This window comes from Candidatus Hydrogenedentota bacterium, assembly GCA_013359265.1.
GTDB lineage: Bacteria > Hydrogenedentota > Hydrogenedentia > Hydrogenedentales > SLHB01 > JABWCD01.
Window position 1 is genome coordinate 37,792 of record JABWCD010000013.1, and the last position, 18,724, is coordinate 56,515.

At 60.1% G+C, this 18,724-nt stretch carries 15 protein-coding genes and 1 tRNA gene; 5 read left to right on the forward strand and 11 right to left on the reverse strand.

Translation table 11 applies throughout. From position 1 onward, the window contains the following. Positions 1-19 precede the first annotated feature (19 nt). Both HUU46_13350 and HUU46_13355 read right to left on the reverse strand, forming a co-directional pair. Positions 20-937, reverse strand: coding sequence for a flippase-like domain-containing protein (locus HUU46_13350; protein NUM54625.1), 918 nt, complete (start codon positions 935-937; stop codon positions 20-22). A gap of 12 nt (positions 938-949) precedes the next feature. Continuing rightward, positions 950-1,993 carry a DUF3500 domain-containing protein gene (locus tag HUU46_13355; GenBank protein NUM54626.1) on the reverse strand — a complete coding sequence of 348 codons (1,044 nt, stop codon included), beginning with the start codon at positions 1,991-1,993 and terminating at the stop codon, positions 950-952. Positions 1,994-2,130: 137 nt separating this feature from the next. Between HUU46_13355 and HUU46_13360 the strand changes: the two genes are divergently transcribed. Further along, entirely contained in the window at positions 2,131-2,868 is a 738-nt protein-coding gene (locus tag HUU46_13360) for a L,D-transpeptidase (protein NUM54627.1), read from the forward strand. Positions 2,869-2,885: 17 nt separating this feature from the next. Here HUU46_13360 and HUU46_13365 read toward each other — a convergent pair whose 3' ends face one another. From HUU46_13365 to HUU46_13375, 3 genes are all read right to left on the reverse strand, one after another. Next, on the reverse strand, positions 2,886-3,542 hold the full coding sequence (locus tag HUU46_13365; protein ID NUM54628.1) for an SIS domain-containing protein: 657 nt from the start codon (positions 3,540-3,542) through the stop codon (positions 2,886-2,888). Positions 3,543-3,554: 12 nt separating this feature from the next. Continuing rightward, positions 3,555-4,661 (reverse strand): hypothetical protein, encoded by a 1,107-nt coding sequence (locus HUU46_13370; protein ID NUM54629.1) that lies wholly within the window; start codon positions 4,659-4,661, stop codon positions 3,555-3,557. Between the two features lie 131 nt (positions 4,662-4,792). After that, complete coding sequence (locus tag HUU46_13375) at positions 4,793-5,983, reverse strand: response regulator (GenBank protein NUM54630.1); 1,191 nt, start codon at positions 5,981-5,983, stop codon at positions 4,793-4,795. A 567-nt stretch (positions 5,984-6,550) separates the two neighbouring features. Between HUU46_13375 and HUU46_13380 the strand changes: the two genes are divergently transcribed. After that, positions 6,551-8,359, forward strand: coding sequence for a heparinase II/III family protein (locus tag HUU46_13380; protein ID NUM54631.1), 1,809 nt, complete (start codon positions 6,551-6,553; stop codon positions 8,357-8,359). Positions 8,360-8,392: 33 nt separating this feature from the next. Here the strand turns inward: HUU46_13380 and HUU46_13385 are convergent, their stop codons facing one another. From HUU46_13385 to HUU46_13395, 3 genes are all read right to left on the reverse strand, one after another. Beyond that, entirely contained in the window at positions 8,393-9,205 is an 813-nt protein-coding gene (locus HUU46_13385) for a biotin--[acetyl-CoA-carboxylase] ligase (protein NUM54632.1), read from the reverse strand. Beyond that, the gene (locus HUU46_13390) at positions 9,202-12,663 is read right to left on the reverse strand and encodes a pyruvate carboxylase (protein ID NUM54633.1); all 3,462 of its coding nucleotides are present in this window, start codon (positions 12,661-12,663) and stop codon (positions 9,202-9,204) included. Before HUU46_13390 ends, HUU46_13385 begins: the two co-directional genes overlap by 4 nt. Before the next feature lie 123 nt (positions 12,664-12,786). After that, positions 12,787-12,862 (reverse strand) — tRNA-Arg (locus HUU46_13395). A gap of 82 nt (positions 12,863-12,944) precedes the next feature. On the opposite strand from HUU46_13395, the gene HUU46_13400 reads away from it, so the two are divergent. Then, positions 12,945-13,706 carry a hypothetical protein gene (locus tag HUU46_13400; GenBank protein NUM54634.1) on the forward strand — a complete coding sequence of 254 codons (762 nt, stop codon included), beginning with the start codon at positions 12,945-12,947 and terminating at the stop codon, positions 13,704-13,706. A 21-nt stretch (positions 13,707-13,727) separates the two neighbouring features. Then, positions 13,728-13,940, forward strand: a complete 213-nt coding sequence (locus HUU46_13405; GenBank protein NUM54635.1) for a hypothetical protein — start codon at positions 13,728-13,730, stop codon at positions 13,938-13,940. Positions 13,941-14,050: 110 nt separating this feature from the next. Here the strand turns inward: HUU46_13405 and HUU46_13410 are convergent, their stop codons facing one another. Genes HUU46_13410 through HUU46_13420 form a run of 3 tightly spaced genes read right to left on the reverse strand, consistent with a single transcriptional unit; the run spans position 14,051 to position 16,865 of the window. After that, complete coding sequence (locus HUU46_13410) at positions 14,051-15,217, reverse strand: aldo/keto reductase (protein NUM54636.1); 1,167 nt, start codon at positions 15,215-15,217, stop codon at positions 14,051-14,053. 18 nt (positions 15,218-15,235) lie between these two features. Further along, the gene (locus tag HUU46_13415; GenBank protein NUM54637.1) at positions 15,236-16,093 is read right to left on the reverse strand and encodes a sulfurtransferase; all 858 of its coding nucleotides are present in this window, start codon (positions 16,091-16,093) and stop codon (positions 15,236-15,238) included. 40 nt (positions 16,094-16,133) lie between these two features. Continuing rightward, entirely contained in the window at positions 16,134-16,865 is a 732-nt protein-coding gene (locus tag HUU46_13420) for a YceI family protein (GenBank protein ID NUM54638.1), read from the reverse strand. A gap of 861 nt (positions 16,866-17,726) precedes the next feature. Here HUU46_13420 and HUU46_13425 point away from each other — a divergent pair. Then, the gene (locus tag HUU46_13425) at positions 17,727-18,713 is read left to right on the forward strand and encodes a MoxR family ATPase (GenBank protein NUM54639.1); all 987 of its coding nucleotides are present in this window, start codon (positions 17,727-17,729) and stop codon (positions 18,711-18,713) included. Positions 18,714-18,724 lie beyond the last annotated feature (11 nt).

Consider the following 18,724-nt stretch of genomic DNA (forward strand, 5'->3'; position numbering starts at 1 on the left):
GTCGATATGGTTCAGCAGATCACCGCTTGTGCCAGAGCAGGCGTGCGGCGGCGGAGGCGGAGAGCCAGAAGATGACGTTGGTGAGCGCGACGGCGAGGGCGATTGCGGCGGCGAGCGTATCGGACGGGACTCTGCCGACTTCGTGCAGCAGAACGGCGGCAGTGAGATAGGGTATGCCGGTCGCGTTGGGGGTGATGGGAATTGCGCTGGTGATTGCGTGCAATCCCTTGACTGCGGCCATCAAGGCAAACGAAACCGGGGCGTCAAAGGCCTGATACAACAGCATTCCGGCCCAGACGTCCATGAGGCCGGGCAGAACAGTGAGCACGGTTGCGGTCACGAGAGCGGAACGAAAGCGCTTGATGTCGTCGCTTGTATCGGCGGCAAAGTGCAGGGCGCGGGCCAATCGCGATTCGCTTGCGAAGCGCGATGCGGCGTACTCGAATATCCGACGTTGCGCGAGCACGAACAACGCGGCGGTAATGGCGGCGAGGACGAGCAGGGCGGCGGCGAGCATCGCGGTGCGGTTGGGAGCGCGGACGAGCAGGAACCCCGCAATGCCGAGGGCGATGGTCGTGACCATTTCGAGAATGCGGTCGAGGACGAGCCACGCCGCTACACGCGGCGTGCGGTAGCGTTGAAGCAACAGCGGCGACAATTCGCCGATGCGCCCGGGCGACCATTCCCCCGCCGCTTTGGACAGCCAAAAGAGAGGGACCGCATCCGCCTCGCGTCCGAGTACGACGCGCCATTTCAGAACACGAATCCACAATGCCGCGAGCGTAACACCCGCCATCGCAGCGACGGGACCGGGGCGCGCGCTAGCGAACGAATCGGCGATTGGCCGCCAGCCGACTACTACGACAACGACGAGATACACGCCCAGTCCAACGACCCAAAGGAGCGCCGTTGCGGAGCGTCGTGTAAGGATCGACATCTGACGAGATTGCTAGTGCGTGTGGTCGCCGGGATGCGCCGCGTCGGCATGCGCGGCGTAGTGCGCCTTCAACGAGTCCATGCCGAAATCGTCCTTGAAGTCGCGCCAGACGACGTGGATGTGGTTTGCGTCGTTTTGGGTGTTGTCGTATTCGATGACGAAGGTCGGGCCTTGAACTCGGTAGTAGTGTTTCTGGCCTTTCTCGAAGCCGCCAATCCAAGCGAACTTGATGTTATCGAGGCCCGCGTCGCGCAGTTTCGCGATGCGCAGTTCGGCGAATTCCGGACGTTGTATGTTTGCCAGGACCTGAATGAGGCTGATCAGCGTGCCCTGTTGGTCTGGCGTCATCGCGCTGTAGGCCAACCCCAGATTTCCCTCGATAGAGGCTTCGCGGGACGCGCCGGTAATGATGTCCGCCGGGACGTCCTGCTGGAGCACGGCCTCCGTGCGCTGCTTGTCGTCCAGAGCCTTGACGAGGCTGCGTCCGAGGTCCTCTTCGATACCGAGCGGGCGGGCGCCTTTCTTCGGGCCGTCCTTCACTTCGCCGGGGTTAGAACCGAGAAACTGGGGAAAAGTCGAGACGATCTTACCGTGGACGATGGTCCAGTGGAGGGAGATGTGGTGGCCTTCGTAGCGGATGCCCCAGTTTTCGGAATCGGAAGGCTTTCCGAAAACGGTGAAATAGTACTTGTCGGAATCGCGGCGGCCGACCTGATCGTTTTCGATGACTTTGAGGATGTCTTCGAGACTGCGAATCGTCTCGACGGTCTCGAACCCCTCATGGCTCAGCAGGGTCTTGAGGAGCGTCAGCGCGAGGCCGCGCTGCTTTTCGTCCATGCTCTTGAGGGGTAATCCGAGCCGCTCCTTGGGGACGTAGTGCCAGTTTAGGCGTTCGTCCGAATTGAAGGGGAGCGCCGCGGCGGTGCGCTGTTCGTCGTTGAGGGATTCGAGCAACGCGTTGGCGCTCGCCACAAGCTCCTGCAGCGGTTCGGCCCCCGCAAAGTGCGACGCCATTGACCCAAGCAGCACGGACACGACGAGCAATCTCCCACTCATATACCCCACTCTCCCCCGCCGTTGGACGGTATCTGGCCGCGCGTGAAGGCGGCATTTGGCATATGCTATCATATTGGCATCTTGACCGCGCGGTCTGCGCGGCATTATCAGGCGGGTGTGAGTTTTCGGAGGACTGTTTGAGTACCAGAAGTATGCTCGTGCGCAATGTAGCGGCGCCGAGCGCATTTGTTTGCGCGGCGTTAACCCTATATGCCGTAGTGCCTTATGGAGCATCCAACCCCGACTCCCGGCAAATCGCCGAGGCGAAGTCCGCCGACGAAGGCGACGCTTCGGGCGAGGCAGGTGACCCCGTGAGTCCATCGCTCCCAGAAGCCCAGTTGGCGGTCCTGGCGGGCCACAAGTGGGAAAGCTGGGTCGGTGGCGGCCTAGGGGTTTGGGTGTCGGTCGATGAGCAAATCCTCCGAATTATCCGCGACGGCCGGGTGCTTTGGCAGGCGCCGTGCGCGACCGCGGCGAACGGCACCGGCTCGAAGATGAACAGTCACAAGACGCCGCTGGGCTGGCACTCGGTGAAGAGAAAAGTCGGGGCCAACGCGCCGTTGGGGCAAGTCTTTCGCAGTGCGCAGGCCACGAAAGAAATCTGGAAGCCCGGGCAGGTTACGAAGGAAGACCTCGTGCTGACGCGCATCCTGTGGCTCACCGGCGAGGAGCCTGGAAAGAACCTTGGCGGCGACGTGGATTCGTACAGTCGTTTCATTTATATCCACGGGACGAACGAGGAAGAAAAGATTGGTACGCCGTCATCGCACGGGTGCGTTCGGCTGAAGAATGCGGACGTCGTCACGGCGTATGACCTGATCCCCGAGGGCACGCCGGTGCTCATCACGGAGCGTGTCACGCCTGGCACCCCGTAGAGAAGCCTCGACCGCGGTCAGCGTGGGTCGGGGAAGTAGTGGGCCTCGATCATTGCGCAGATTGTGTGGTAGATGACGAGGTGCGCTTCCTGAATCACTTTTACGGAATCGCCGGGGGCTTTGATGGCGATGTCGGCGAATGCAGCCATCTTGCCGCCGTTCGGGCCGGTGAGCGAGACAACCGTCCCGCCGATCGCCTTCACCACTGACATTGCCATGAGGCAGTTTGTTGCGTTGCCGGACGTGGAGATTCCGATTAGCACGTCTTCCGGTTTGGCGAGTGCGGCGGCTTCCTGCGCGAAGGCGATGTCGCGCAGCTTGATGTCGTTTTCGACCGCCGTCTTTAGTGAACCATTGAAGCCCAGCGCGATCGCCGCGAGGCCCGCTTCGAGATGATTGGCGAGGTCATCGCCGCAGGGCAGCGGCCTGAGTTTTTCGGCAAACTTTTCCGGCAGCGCGCGTTTGCGCTCGAAGCTCTTGCAGAGTTCTCCCGCTATGTGCATGGCGTCAGCGTTGCTGCCGCCGTTACCGCAGAGCAGCAGTTTCCCGCCGGCATCGTACATGTTGACGAGGACGCGATGCAGTGCGTTGATTGCATCAACGCAACCGTTGAGGTCGGCGCGGCGCGCTTTCATGCCGTCCAGAATTTGCGTTTCAATATCCGTGAGTTTCAACGGGGGAACTCCTTAGAGAACGGCGAGGGCCTGCCATAGCGTCAACAGAAAGTCACGGTTGTCGGCGCTGAGGTAGCGCATGGTCCCACCCATGCGGGCGAAAGTTTTGTTGTAGCGGAGGTAGTAATCGGGGTTGTCCGCGGGCGGCTCGCCCTTCGACCAGTCCCAATGCGATTCCGCGAGGTCGACGATCATCATGAAATGGTTGTCGATGTGTTCGCCCGTTTGTATTGCGAGGTTCTGCGACATCGACAGCGATTTCTCGAATATCATCGGCGACATGACCGCGGAACCAATCGAGATATATACGCCGCCGTCGATGTTCGACACGCCATGCGCGTAGTAGAGAAAGTCGCGTTGGGCGGCGCGGCCGATTGAGGCACAATGATTCATCGGATGGACGTAGATGATGTCGTGTCCAATCATTGGATGCCCCGTGTACGGAATGCCGAGCCGGTACGCGGCGGATTGCAGGCCGTACTTCTTGTAGGGGTGGGGGACGGCCAGGCGTCCCGGGTTCAGATCGAACGCGCGCACGTGGGTCAATAGATCGGCTGCCGCGGCTGCGCGATCGGAGTCGGAATCGACGAGCGTTTTTACGGTGTCCACGAGTTCCTTCTCGGACGGGATGTCGAGCCGTTCGTTTTCGACGAGCGCGCCGACGCTTTCACCGTAGCCGAGTCCCCTGTACGCCCCGACCAGGATCGCGAGATTGATGTAGAAGCCAGTTTCGTGCCAGGTACCGAACTCGCCTTTCGCGACATTCGCGCGGACGTCCTCGCTGCTGTGGCCCTGAAACGCGAATTCCCAGTCGTGAATGATGCCCGCGCCGTTCGTAGCGAGATGCGTGATCCAACCGTCCTCGATCAGTTTTGTAAATACGGGAGCGAGGCCGTTTTTGATCGAGTGCGCGCCGAACGCGAGCATGCGCGAGGCGCCGGTCTCACGGGCTTTCACGAGGCGAGTGACAGTTTCCTTGACCGCGGCATCTCCGCCGGCGCCGAGCGGATTGGGTTTCGCGTCGGGAGGGACGTGGTCCGTATCAATATGGACTTTGTTCGGGCGTTCCTTGAGCGGTTTGCAGTGGACTTTGAAACGATCGAGTTGGTCAAAGGACATTTTAGGCGGCTTTCTATCAATAGAAACAACCTATTTTAGCAGGGGGCGGAGGGGAAAATGAAGTTGGGCGTAAGCGTGACGATCGGGAGTTACGCGAGCGACGGCGCCAATTGCAGGCCAAAAAGGTCTGTCTACGCGGCGTCGGCTTTGTCGAGCACCTTGCGGATTTCGTGGGCGAGCGCGGACAGCCGGAATGGTTTTAGCAGGAAGGAATCCACGCCGCCCGCCTCGAGCAGATGGCTGGAGATCAACTCCTGTTCGAATCCGGTGCAAACGATGAAGCGGGATTCCGGCCGGATCGCCTTGATACGGGGAAACGCGTCCGCGCCACCCATTACGGGCATGGACATATCGAGCAGAACGAGATGAATCGGACCGTCGTGCGACCGGGCGACGTCGACAGCTTCCTGACCATTTCGCGCGGTTAGCGTACGGTAGCCGAGACGGCGCAGGGTTTCCGCCGTAACTTCGAGAATCATGCGTTCGTCATCGACTACGAGGACGGTCTCTTCACCCGCCGGGACCGACATCGAGGGTGCGGGACGTGGAGCTTTCGCGGAATCGATTGCGGGTAGATACACGCGGCAGGCCGTACCTTTGCCGACGAAGCTGTTGATCTGAACGTGGCCCTTATACCGGGCGACAATTTTTTGGACCGTCGCGAGACCTTGGCCGTGGTGGCCGTCGCGCGTCGTGAAGCCGGGATCGTACGCTTTGGCGAGCGTTAGCGGCGACATGCCTTCTCCATCGTCTTCGACGGAGAGCAGCACGTATGCGCCCGGGCGAAGTCCCGAACCTTCTGGTATCGATCCGTGGTCCAGCACGACGTTGCGCGTGCGTATTGTCACGCGGCCTTTTCCGTTCAGAGCGTCGACGGCATTGGTTGCGAGGTTCAAGGCGACCTGCGCGATTGCCGTGTGTTCGGCAAGCACGCGCCAGAGGTCGGGGTCGATGTGGCGCACGATGCGGACGCTGGGCGCGAGCCTGGTTTCTTCAACGAGAAGCAGATGGTACACGATCGAATTAAGGTTGACCGGCTCGGGCTTGCGTTCGGCGCCTTGGGTAACCGCAAGGATGCGCTGGGTCAGGTTGCCGGCCAATTCGGCGGCTTTCTCGATGGCTTCGAGCGTAGCAACTCGGGGATGGTCGTCATTGAGATCGCCGCGCAACAGGGCGACGTTTCCAAGGACGGTTTCCATGAGATTGTTGATGTCGTGCGCGATACCCCGGCCGGTCATCGCGATGGCTTCGAGGCGTTCGGACTCTTCCGCCTGGTCGGCCCGCGTCTGGCGTGCCGGGTATTCCTTGTCTTCCGCCTGCATGCTCAACCTCGGAAATGCCAATAATTCGGGCGAAACCCGTTCCGCCGCCGATGCACCGCGCGGGCGGAAGCAGTCACTGGGATCGCACCGGGCAGATGATAGCACAGCGGGGCGTAGGCACAAGCAACTACCGGGAATCGCAAATCGGGTTCCGGAGCTGGGGCCTATGGGAGCAATGCGTGCAATGTGAGCAATGGGAGGGGCGGCAGTTGGGCTTGGAGGTGGATTTGGCGGCGGATGCGGACCATATCGGCATGGACGCGCGGTAGCGAGCAGAAAACGGACGAATGCAACATCACGGACCGAATGGACGGGATGGACAAGATGGACGGCATTGAAGACGCAGGCCGACATTCGATTAGGATTTCGAGCACGATCCTCCTTCGCCAGATTGGCATCGGAGGACGGGTATCGAGCACGTGCGCAAAAAGACAATAGCAAGCGGCAAAATTGCACAGTACTAATGAGGAACCTGCATCGAAGTGGACGGGTGACCCGTTGTTTGCGAAGTGTTTCTCAATGGAGCAATTATGCAGTGCGTGCGGATTGATAAATGGGGGTATTGTAATGAAAACGCATATCAGTCGAATCGTCATTCTGACATTGTGGGGCTTGGCGGCTTTGGGCGACGTCACGCCGCCGACCGAAGAGTCGGTCCTCGACACGCTGGAGAGAAGTCATCCCCGGCTTATGCTGAGCAATGAGGACCTAGGCAAACTCAAATCGCGGTACGAGTCCGACGTAGCATTGCAGCGGTATGCTTCGCAGGTAAAGGACGACGCGGACAGGGCGCTTACGAAACCGGCGTTAGCGCACAAGCTGATTGGGCCTCGACTGCTGTCCGTGAGCAGGGAGTGTCTCGATCGAGTCTATGTGCTGGCATTGGCCTTCCGTTGGACGCAGGACGAACGATACGCGAAGGCCGCCGAATCGAACTTGCTGGCCGTTTCGGCGTTTCCCGACTGGAACCCTTCGCACTTTCTCGACACGGCAGAAATGTCGCACGCAGTAGGCGTAGGTTACGACTGGCTCTACGATTGGCTGAGCGACGAGTCCAAGAAAGTCATCCGCGCGGCGTTGATCGAAAAAGGCATGAAACCCGGCATCGAGGTATACAAGAAGGGAGGATGGTGGACAATCTCCGAATTCAACTGGAACCAGGTCTGCAACGCCGGGATGATCGTGGGCGCACTGGCGATTGCGGATACAGATCCAGAATTCGCGCAGTTCATTGTCCCGCGCGCGGTGCGATCGATGCCGAGGGCCTTGCGCGCGTACGATCCCGACGGCGCATGGACGGAGGGGCCGAGTTACTGGCATTACGCGACGCGATACACGGCGTACGGTCTGTGTGCACTACAAACGGCGCTTGGGACGGACTTTGGGTTGAGTGACATGCCGGGACTGCGGGCTACGGGACACTTTCCGTGGTACACGACGGGGCCTGCCGGTCTGTTCCTGAATTACGCCGACAGCGGCGAACGTGCCACGCACAAGCCGATGCCGTGCATGTTTTGGCTCGCACGGCATTTCAGGGACGCGGCGATCGCCGATGCCGAGCACGCGTTGCTGGCGGATTCGCGCGCGTCAGCAGAGCACATCGTCTGGTATGTGCCGACGTCAGGGCAGGCATCAACGCCCCGCGATCTGGATCGTTGGTTCAAGAGCACGGTGGATATCATCGTTATGCGCAGCGCGTGGGACGATCCGGACGCGCTGTTCGTCGGAGTGAAAGGCGGGTACAACCAGGTGAATCACGGGCATCTCGATCTCGGCAACTTCGAGTTGGATGCCTTGGGCGAGCGTTGGGCGCGCGACCTCGGCTCCGACGATTACAACCTGCCGGGGTATTTCGACAAGAAGAAAGGCGGCAAGCGATGGCTGTATTACCGCAACATCAGCGAAAGCCACAGCGTGCCGCTCGTGGGCGGCAAGGGACAGGACGAAGCCGCGAAGGTATCGGTGATTGATTTCCAATCGTCGCCGGACGGCGCGCGTGTGTCTCTCGATCTGACGGATGCATACAAGGATCGTGTGGAAAGTGTGAAGCGCGAGATTGCGTTGACGGACCAGCGGCGCGCAGTTGTTGTGCGGGACCGATTCGATTTGGCCGCGCCTGCCGAATTGGTTTGGGCAATGACGACGGACGCGGCGATCGAAGTGGGTCAGGACGGCATCGCTGTGCTGACCCTGCGCGACAAAAAGCTGCGCGCACGAATACTGGAACCGACGGGAGCGAGTTTTTCAACGGAACCGTGCACGCAAGACCCGCCGCAAAAACAAAACAAGGGCGTGCAGCGGCTCCTAGTTCGCGTCGAGGGCAAGCCCGGGCCAGCAGAAATATGCGTGCAATTGGTCCCGGCTTGGCCGGATTGATTTGAATGGCCCCCCGCAGGCGAAGATACGCCGCTACGACACACTGATGTACGACAGCGTCCCGCCGTAAAACCGTTGCTGGCCTGACGTAGTGCTTAGGAGCAGCGCGCCATCGGCGTCGATTCCGGCGCATCGTCCTTCCGTTTCAATATCGTCGAACGCAATGCGCACGGTTTTGTCCCGAAGCAAACAACGCGTGGACCACGAACGCGAAAGCGCTGGATCGGCAGCCGCCAATGCGTTGAATCGAGATTCCAACTGCCGCAAGACCGCGATCAGCAGCGCGGTGACATTCGACCTTCGTCTGGTCAGATCGAAGAGGGACGTCGCGGAGTCACGCAGTTCTGCCGGAGCGGCCGAGGTCGTATTGTTGGCGTTAATGCCGACGCCCAATACAAGCCGCGGCGCCTGCGCCATGCACAGTTCCGGCAAGATGCCGCATATCTTTTGCAGGCCATGACACACGTCGTTTGGCCAGCGGATGCCGAAGGAGGCATCGGGCGCGAACGATTCCAGCGCGTCGCACACCGCAACGGCCGACGCCAACGCGTAGCGTGGCCAGGACTCGGGTGAGGTATCGTTGCCGGAAAGGTCGAGCGCGAGGGAAAACGTGAGCGCGCCGGGCGCGGACCACCACACGTTGCTTCCTCTGCCACGCCCTGCAGTCTGATTCTCGGTGAGCACCAATAGGGGAAGTTTTGTTGATTCGAGCGCAGCCAACTCCATGGCGCGGGTATTGGTGGAATCGATCGTCCGATGCAGTTCGGCCTGTCGTACAAACGTTTCGCGCTTGATTCGCGGCAGCGAGAAGACGACGCGCTCGGTGCGTCTGCGCGCGGCGGTCATTCCAGCCGAACGAGCAGATCGCCCGCCTCCATTTGCGTTTTGGGCTTGACCAGGACTTCCGCAATTCGCGCGTTGCGCGGCGAGTACATGGTCATTTCCATTTTCATCGCTTCCAGCGTGAGCAGCTTTTGTCCCTCAGCGACCTGGTCGCCAACTTGGACCGCGACGTTCACAATCAGCCCCGGCATGGGCGCGGCAATCTGATCGGGGTCCGACGGATCGGCTTTGGGGTGCTTCACGATCTCGGATTCGAGCGAGTGATCGATGACGGTCGCATCGCGCGGCTGCCCGTTCAGTTCGAAGAAGACGGTCCGCTTTCCGTCGGGATGCGGCTCGCCAATGGTGACCAGTTTGACGATCAGGGTCTTGCCGGGCTCGATCTCGAATGCGGTCTCTTCGCCCGGCTGCAAGCCGTAGAAGAAGACGGGCGTCGGCAGCACGCTTGTATCGGAATACTCCTTCTGATGACGCGCGAAGCCCTCGTACACGCGCGGGTAGAGGAGGTACGAGAGTACGTCGCGATGGGACGGCTGATTGCCCAGCGTTTTCGAAAGATTTTTTGCCGTTTTCTCGAAGTCGGCGGGCGTCATGCTCTGGCCGGGGCGCCCCTTGACGGGCTTCTGGCCGCGCAATACGCGTTGCATCAGTTTTTTGGGGAACCCGCCGGGGGGCTGACCAAGTCTGCCGATCATGAGATCGGTGACGGACTCGGGGAAGGCCAATTCGCGGTTCGAATCGAGCACATCTTTTGACGTCAAATTGTTCGCGACCATGAAGAGGGCCATGTCGCCCACGACTTTGGATGACGGCGTCACCTTCACGATGTCGCCGAAGAGTTGGTTCACTTCGGCGTACATCTGGCAGACTTCGGGCCAACGGTCCGCAACGCCGAGCGCCTGCGCCTGTGCGTAGAGATTGGTGTACTGACCGCCCGGCATCTCATAGACGTAGACTTCTGACGTCGAGGCCTTCTGTCCAGTCTCGAATGCGGCGTACAACTCGCGCACGTGTTCCCAGTACGACGCCAATTTGCGCAGGTTGTCCGGTTTGAGGCCGGTCTCGCGTGGTGTAAAGCGCAGCGATTCCACGAGTGAGTCGAGATTGGCCTGGGAACTCAGACCCGACATTGGGCCACTGGCGGCGTCAGCGATGTCGACGCCCGCATCGGAGGCTTTCAAGATCGATGCCGCCTGCACACCGCTGGTGTCGTGGGTGTGGAAATGGATCGGAATACTAATTTCTTTTTTCAGGGTACGCACGAGCAGTTCGGCGGCGAACGGCTTACAGAGACCCGCCATGTCCTTTATGGCGAGGATATGCGCGCCGGCGGCCTCGAGCCTTTTGGCGAGTTTGACATAGTAGTCGAGGCTGTATTTGGATCGCGCGGGATTCGTGATATCGCCGGTGTAACAAATCGCGACTTCGGCGAGCATGTTCGACTCGCGCACGGCGTCGATCGCGACGCGCAGGTTTGGCTCCCAGTTCAGTGAGTCGAAAATGCGGAACAAGTCGATACCCGCCGCGGCGGATTCCTTGCAGAACGCGCGAACAACGTTGTCGGGGTAGCTGGTATAGCCGACGGCGTTCGAGGCGCGCAGCAGCATTTGGAACAGAATGTTTGGAATGCGCTGGCGCAGCTCGGCCAAGCGCTGCCAGGGGCACTCGCTCAGGAAGCGCATTGCCGTGTCGAACGTGGCTCCCCCCCACATTTCGATCGAGAACATTTCCGGGGCGAGCCGCGCGTAGGCGTCGGCGATTTCCCGCATGTCGTAGGTGCGCATGCGCGTCGCGAGCAGAGACTGGTGCGCATCGCGAAACGTGGTGTCGGTGAGCAGCAGGCGCTTTTGTTTCAGGACCCAATCGCAGAATTTTTCGGGCCCCAGTTCGAGCAGACGCTGGCGCGTACCCGGCGGCGGCGGCACGGTTTCGTCGACGCATGGCGGTACGGGCGAATCGCGCCGCGTGGGCACCGGCCGATTCTTGACGACCGGGTGGCCGTTCACGATGACGTTGCCGAGATACGTGAGCAATTTCGTTGCGCGATCGCGCGCCGGGGGGAACTGGAAGAGTTGGGGCGTTTCGTCGATGAACCGCGTCGTACACTCGCCGCGAATGAAGGCGGGGTGTTCGATAAGATTGATCAAGAACGGGATATTCGTCTTAACGCCGCGGATGCGAAATTCCTGCAGGCACCGCTCCATTCGGCGGGTGGCGTCGGAGAAATGACGCGCCCAGGCGGTGACCTTTACGAGGAGCGAATCGTAATACGGCGTGATCGTCGCGCCAGAAAATGCGGTACCGGCATCAAGACGAATACCGAACCCGCCGGCGGAACGATAGTGCGTGACACGGCCGTAATCGGGCACGAACTGGTTCAGCGGGTCTTCAGTCGTAACGCGGCATTGAAACGCGTAACCGCGAACGGCGACGCTTTCCTGGTTCGGCAGGTAAATGCCGGGATCGGCCAATGTCGCACCCTGCGCGACTAGGATTTGCGCTTTGACGATATCGACGCCAGTGGTCACTTCCGTGACGGTGTGCTCGACCTGGATGCGCGGATTGACCTCGATGAAGTAAACCTGGTTTGTGTCCACATCGAGCAAGAACTCGACGGTACCGGCGCTGACGTAGCCGACGCTGCGGCCTATTGCCAGCGCGGCATTGCACAATTTGTCGCGGACTTCTTCGGGCAGGTTGGGGGCGGGAGAAATCTCGACGACCTTTTGGTGACGGCGCTGGAGCGAGCAATCGCGTTCGTACAAGTGGACGAGGTTGCCGTGGGAATCGCCGAGCAACTGCACTTCGAGGTGGCGCGCCCGCGCGACAAATTTCTCGAGGAAGACATCGGAACTGCCGAACGCGGTCAATGCTTCACGTTGGGCCTGCGCCAGGGAATCGGGCAGGTCCTTCGCGGACGCCACGACGCGCATGCCCCGGCCACCGCCACCCTTTGCGGCTTTGAGCATGACGGGATAGCCGAGCTTGTCCGCAAGCGCGCGCGCTTCCTTCAGGTCGCGAATGGGCTTCGAGCCGCCGGACAGGACTTGCACGCCGGCGGCCTTCGCGAGTTCGCGCGCTTCAATTTTGTCGCCGAGGCGCTCGAGAATGCGCGCGGGCGGGCCAACAAATGCGATACCCGCCTTAACGCAGGCGCGCGCGAGGTCCGGGTTTTCGGATAGAAAGCCGTAGCCGGGGTGAATGGCGTCGACGCCGCACTGCTTGGCGACGGCGATGATCCCATCGATATCCAGGTAGGCGCGGAGGGGTTCGCCGGGTTTTCCGACGGGATACGACTCGTCGGCTTTCAGGCGGTGGAGCGCGTACCGGTCTTCGTGTGAGTAGATCGCGACGGTGCGGATGCCCATTTCGTGCGCGGAGCGGAAGACGCGGATCGCGATCTCGCTCCGGTTCGCGGCAAGCAGTTTCTTGATGGGTTTGTGTTCGCCGTTCTTTTTCACAGTTCGCCCGTCAGGTTTTCGCGCGGCATGATTCCGGTGGGCACCCCTACCCGCCGTTGCACCTCGACCCCGCCACAACCAACGCCCACCGGTGTTGCCGGTGGGCTCACTCAAAAGTAGAAATGGCGCGCCCGAGACGATTCGAACGTCCGACCCCTTGCTCCGGAGGCAAGTGCTCTATCCCCTGAGCTACGGGCGCGTATTTTGACTGGAAGCAGGGTAGCACATAGACTGCTAGACTTTCTACGCAGCCGGCACGCAGAGACCGGATCGAGTACAGCATGAATCAGTGGTTGATCAGTGTGGCCGAGGAGGCGGGGCGCATCGCCCTGGACTTTCGGCGAGACGGGTTTGAATTGAAGACGAAGCCGGACGGATCGCCGGTGACGAGCGCGGACCTCGCGATCGATGCGTTTCTGCACGAAGAGATTTCGGCACAGTTTCCGGATGACTGTATCTTGTCCGAGGAGTCAGCGGACGCGCCGGGACGATTGAACGCGTCGCGCGTTTGGATCGCGGACCCGATCGACGGGACGGCGCATTTCGCGGCGAATCGGGACGGGTTCGGGACGCTGGTTGCGTTGTGCATAGACGGCGTCGCAACGGAGTGCGTTGCGCATTTTCCGGCCCTGGCGGTGACGCTGTACGCGAAGCTTGGCGAGGGGGCATTCGTGAACGGGCGACGCGTCACGGTCTCGGAATCGGCGGACGATCATCCGATCGTTGCAACGCATGCGCCGCGCTTTCTTGACCTGCATTCTGCGCCCATCCAGTTCGGGAACAACGCGGTGGCGATATTCAAGGTGGTGACCGGCGAGATTGACGGTTGCGTCGCGACGACTTCAGCAACCACGGGCGAGCACGATTACGCATGGGCGAGTTGCGCCGTGGAAGCGGCCGGCGGGAAGCTGACAGACGTTAATGGAGCGCCGTTGCGCTACAACAAGCCAGTGCGAAAAATGCCGACGGTGCTGGTGTGCAGCAATGGGAGAATTCACGAGGGGTTACGACGGCGGGTGGCGAAAATTGCGTTCGTTGAGTGAAGGAAAGGACGGAGAGGACCAATAGGACCAATAGGACGGATAGGACCAATAGGACGGGAACGACCAATAGGACGGGAAGGACCAATAGGACGGATAGGACCAATAGGACCAATAGGACCGAAAGGACTAATAGGACGGAAAGGACTAATAGGGCTTACTCGTGAGTATTTCTCACCGCACCGCAGGATTTCGCACTCACTGCGGTGTCGTGGGGCGGGTAGAAATGCGGGCTAAAGAGCTTACACGAGGAGTGCATTTTGGGGGATATTCTCAGTAGATTCGATGGAAAGGGCGGACGACAATCACCGGATAGGCGAACGGGTCGGCGACTGGGCCTTTTGGGATCAGTCTTCTTGGAGCCTTTTTCGTTCCGCGCCTTGGAGTAGATCGTGGGTCTCGGCCAGTAGCGCGGGGATTCGTGTGCGGTGGGGTGAGCGGTTGAGGCAGTCGCGCAGATCGAGTTCGCCCAGTTTGTCGGCCTTGTTTCCCGGGAACCAATGGTCGCCATGGCCGAGCAGGTTGTAGCGCATTTTTCCGTATTCGACCATGTCGAACGCGAGCGCGAGATTGCGCAAGCGAAGAATCCACGGGATATTGATTTCGCCGGGCGTTTGATCCCATGACGGCAGACCGACGTGCCAGGTGTTCAGCCATTCCTTCCCGAGTACGCGCTCCATCTCCGAATCGAGGATTTCCGCGATGGGGGCCGATATCTCGGCGGCACGATCGGATAGTTCGGCGGTCTTCAGGTGAATATCGAAGTCGCCGGGTTTCGACGCACCACAACTGAGGGTGTGAACTTCCGGGCGCGCGAGACAAAACAGACCGTTGAAGACCATCGGGTGATAGGGCGCGGTCAAGTCGGCAAGGCGCCTGCTTTCCCTGTACAGCAATCCGCCTTTGTCGTTGGGGCTGATAATGAAAACGCCCATGTCTCGCTTGGCGGCTTCGAGCACGGCGGGCCAGTTGTCCTGAAAGACGTAGTACCAGTGCAGGTTGACGTACTCGAAGCAGTCGAGTTGGATTGTCTTGACGATGCATTCGGTTGACGCGTGCGTCGAGAAGCCGATATGCCGCACGCGGCCTTCCTTCTTCCAGCGGAAGGCGGTATCGAGGCAGGCTTTGGTGTGCTCGAAGATCGTGTCATTGTTGACGCCATGAAAGGCGAATAGATCGATGTAGTCGAGCTTCAGCAGTCCCATCGAGTAGTTGAAGATTTCTTCGAACTGTTTCGGATCGGCGGTGGGCCCGACTTTGGTTTGGACAATGATTTCCTCGCGCGGCAACTGGGGCAGGATATTGCCGAGTTGCTTTTCACTGGTGCCATAGCCGCGGGCGGTCTCGAAGTGATTGATGCCGAGATTGAAGGCGCGACGGATGGTCGCTTCGAGGTTTTGCTGGTTCTCGGCGGTGTAGTCGTCGTTGCTGTTCCATGACTGCTGAAAGCGCATGCCGCCGCAGCTAATGACAGGAATCTCGATTTCGGTTTTGCCGAAGCGGCGGTACTTCATGGCCTCCCCCACACTGAGCTACTTGCCGGTTTCCACCGGGCGGCCGCCGGAGGCGGTCCATTCCGCCATCGAGCCGTCATACATCGAGACGTTCTCGTATCCGAGCAGGCGCAGTACGAGATAGGCCGCGCTCGCGGAGCGGCCCGTGTTGCAGTAAGTGACGACCGGCGCGCCCTTCTGCACACCGCTGGACTTAGCGATCTCCTGCAGTTCCTCCCACGACTTCAGCGCCGTGCTTTCGGCCACGCACGTGTCTACGGGCAGGTTTACGGCGCCGGGGATGTGGCCTGCTGCTTTCACGACGTCGGTTTTCTTGTCGCCGCGAAAGTAATCGGCGCCGCGAGCGTCAACAAGCGTGCCCTTCTTGTCCTTAATCAAAAGGTCCACATTGGCAGCGGTGGCGAGGCGGTCTTCGCGAACTGTCATTTCCGGGAGTTCAATCGGCGCCGCCTTCGATTCGCCGGTCTCGGTTTTTCGACCTTCGGCAGTCCATTTCGCGAAGCCGCCGTCCAGTACGGCGACGTTCTGGTAGCCGACGTATTCGAGAATCCAGAACAGGCGCGCGACACTACTCAGGTCGCTCGGCGTATCCATCGCGCTATACACGACAATGCGTTTTGCGGGATCGATCCCCGCGCCGCCGAGCATGCGGCGCACGGCATCCAGCGGTTTGAGCAAACCCGCCACCCCATCGCGGGTTTCGGAGAGCGTAGCAACATCGAGGTGCAGCGCCCCGGGAATGTGTGCCGCGGCGTACGCATCCGCCGGGCGGGCATCGACGAGCAGGGCGTTATTCAGGCGGTCGACGTCCGCGGTCGATACGAGCAGGCTGGATTGCGCGGCGCCACACAGAACGGCCGTCACAACGAACACCATGCTTGCTCTCTCCACGATGCCGGGCGTTTGCCGGATGCCGCTACTTCGCTTCGGCGACCACATCCAACGTCAGGTCGCACAGGTCCTCGATCACGTAATCGCCGATGGTCGTGTTGTACTCGACCCCGAAGTCGTGGCGGTTCAGTTTCGTCGTGGACTTGCACGTGAGCGACTTGCCGTCGATCTTGAGATCGGTGACCGGCAACACAACCGACTTGGTTTTGTCGCGTATCGTCAGGTCCCCGGTCACGTCGTAGCCGGTGTCGGTCTTCGACACGGAGGTGGATTTGAACGTCGAGGTGGGGTACTTGCCTGGTGCGAAGAAGTGCTCGTCGCCCTTCATCTTTTCGGTAATTTCCGCGGCGTCGGAAAACACCGACGCCATCTGCACTTCGACGCTGATCTTGGCCGTCTCGAAGTTTCCATTCTCGACTTCAATTGTACCCGTAAAGTCGGCCCATCCGCCTTTACGGGTGCCGATGGGGACCGATGCCGCCCAGACAATTGCAGTCTCCAGGGTAAGATCGTACGTCACTTTGCCTTCCGCGGCGGGGGCAGCCGGTTCGGTGGACGATGGGGCGGGTTCAACCGGCTTCGTTTCGCCTGCTGGAGTCGTGTCCGCGGTCGGCGCGGGCTCGGGCTTGGCCGGTTCTGTGGACGACGCGTCCGACGCCGCAGGGGCGGGGGGCGGCGTAGTCTCGCCGCATCCAGCCAAGAGCGTGGCACCGATTAGGAAAATACTAGCCAAGAAGGCCGCGGAACGCGTACGCATGATATGAACTCCCTAATTCCCCCCGTGCTCGATGCCGTAGTATCCGGGTCGAGACCGGTTGTAAAGCGATTGAGGTTAGTTTCGAGTCTAGAGCACCCGATTTATGGTAGCAGAACAGGAGGCGGCGGCGCACTATTTATGGAGACATACGGAACACAGCGCGGCTATGGGCCGCAACCAGAGGGTGCACGAGGGTTTGGGGTATAGGGTATAGGGTATAGGGTTTAGCGGATTGGTAATCGGGTATGGAGTTTTGGCATCGGGTAGTAAGGGCAAGACTTCTTGCGCAGCTTGTTCAGAATCCGACAATAGAGTTCGATCTCCCGGCATACCCGGTTTGGTCAGGCTGAAAAAAACCCGAAAACAGTTGGAGGTGGTGCGCAAACCCGAACTGGGGTGCCGCCCATGGGGTGATTTGCCGCGCAGTCATTGGAAACAAAGGATTTACGACTCGTCGGCGCTTCGGCATAGCGTATGCTCCTACTATGCTGTGAGCGCGGCTCACAGACACAACACAATTTGAATCAGCGTAAACCTAGTGACTCTGATACTCGGTGCGTCTTGTGAAACCACGTACCAACGAAGATCCCCGAGGACGGTGACCACGAGGAGCCAGTAACCCACGATTGCACCCTATGGTTTTGAGACCTCCCCAAACTCAGAACCTACCAGTTCCCTCTCCAGGTGCAACCCCACACAACCCCTGCCTGGCTTCTCGCCCGTTCTCGGGGAATTTTCGTGTCTGGCGGGGCCTCGGCCTCGCACACAGGGGTAGTTCGTGTGGTACCATCGGCTTACAAGGCTATTGTGAATCCCAATTCTTTTTGACGTGAATCGCGGCTGGGTGTGGAAAGGACGGCAATGGGTATTTCGGTAGATGCGATCCGGCGCAATGTAGAGGCGCAGGCATCGTTTGTGCAGCGCTTGCGGAAGGAAATTGGCCGGGTCATCGTGGGTCAGCAGTATATGGTTGACAGATTGCTGATCGGAATCCTAGCCAACGGTCATGTGCTGGTTGAAGGCGTGCCGGGTCTGGCGAAGACGACCGCCGTCAAGACTCTCGCGCGGGCCATCCAGTGCCAGTTCAGCCGGATTCAATTCACGCCGGACCTCCTCCCCGCCGATCTTATAGGGACACTCATCTATAACCCGAAGGACGGGAACTTCACGACGAAGAAGGGGCCGATTTTCGGAAACATCATCCTTGCGGACGAGATCAATCGAGCGCCGGCGAAGGTGCAGAGCGCGTTGCTCGAAGCGATGCAGGAACGGCAGGTGACTATTGGGGATCAGACCTACAAGCTCGAAGAGCCGTTCATGGTCCTCGCGACGCAGAACCCGATCGAGCAGGAAGGCACCTACCCCCTTCCCGAAGCGCAGGTAGATCGCTTCATGCTGAAGTTGCGCGTGGGCTACCCCGGCAAAGCCGAAGAGCGCGAAATCATGGATCGCGTGGATATGTTGCACGAGGCGCGCGTGGACACGGTGGTGACGAAGCATGAAATCTTGCATGCGCGCGAAGTCGTGAATCAGATCTATGTCGACGACAAGGCGAAGAATTACATCGTCGATATTGTGCAGGCGACACGCCAACCGGATGCGTATGGCATGCCGATCAAACATCTGATCGAGTACGGCGCGTCGCCCCGCGCGACTATCTACTTGCAGGCCGCCGCGCGCGCGCAGGCCTTCCTCCAAGGCGAAGGCAATGTCTATCCCAACGATGTGAAGCAAGTGGCGATGGACATCCTGCGCCACCGCGTCATCATCACCTACGAAGCGGAAGCAGAAGGTAAAGCAAGCGAAGATATTATTCGGATGGTGCTGGACACGGTGCCTGTGCCGTAGCCGAGATTCGA

Excerpts from the sequence above, each read along its gene's own strand:
- HUU46_13385 (NUM54632.1), bottom strand. The coding sequence starts at position 9,205 with ATGACCGCCGCGCGCAGACGCACCGAGCGCGTCGTCTTCTCGCTGCCG.
- HUU46_13355 (NUM54626.1), bottom strand. The coding sequence starts at position 1,993 with ATGAGTGGGAGATTGCTCGTCGTGTCCGTGCTGCTTGGGTCAATGGCG.
- HUU46_13350 (NUM54625.1), bottom strand. The coding sequence starts at position 937 with ATGTCGATCCTTACACGACGCTCCGCAACGGCGCTCCTTTGGGTCGTT.
- HUU46_13410 (NUM54636.1), bottom strand. The coding sequence starts at position 15,217 with ATGAAGTACCGCCGCTTCGGCAAAACCGAAATCGAGATTCCTGTCATT.
- HUU46_13415 (NUM54637.1), bottom strand. The coding sequence starts at position 16,093 with ATGGTGTTCGTTGTGACGGCCGTTCTGTGTGGCGCCGCGCAATCCAGC.
- HUU46_13380 (NUM54631.1), top strand. The coding sequence starts at position 6,551 with ATGAAAACGCATATCAGTCGAATCGTCATTCTGACATTGTGGGGCTTG.
- HUU46_13375 (NUM54630.1), bottom strand. The coding sequence starts at position 5,983 with ATGCAGGCGGAAGACAAGGAATACCCGGCACGCCAGACGCGGGCCGAC.
- HUU46_13370 (NUM54629.1), bottom strand. The coding sequence starts at position 4,661 with ATGTCCTTTGACCAACTCGATCGTTTCAAAGTCCACTGCAAACCGCTC.
- HUU46_13425 (NUM54639.1), top strand. The coding sequence starts at position 17,727 with ATGGGTATTTCGGTAGATGCGATCCGGCGCAATGTAGAGGCGCAGGCA.
- HUU46_13420 (NUM54638.1), bottom strand. The coding sequence starts at position 16,865 with ATGCGTACGCGTTCCGCGGCCTTCTTGGCTAGTATTTTCCTAATCGGT.
- HUU46_13400 (NUM54634.1), top strand. The coding sequence starts at position 12,945 with ATGAATCAGTGGTTGATCAGTGTGGCCGAGGAGGCGGGGCGCATCGCC.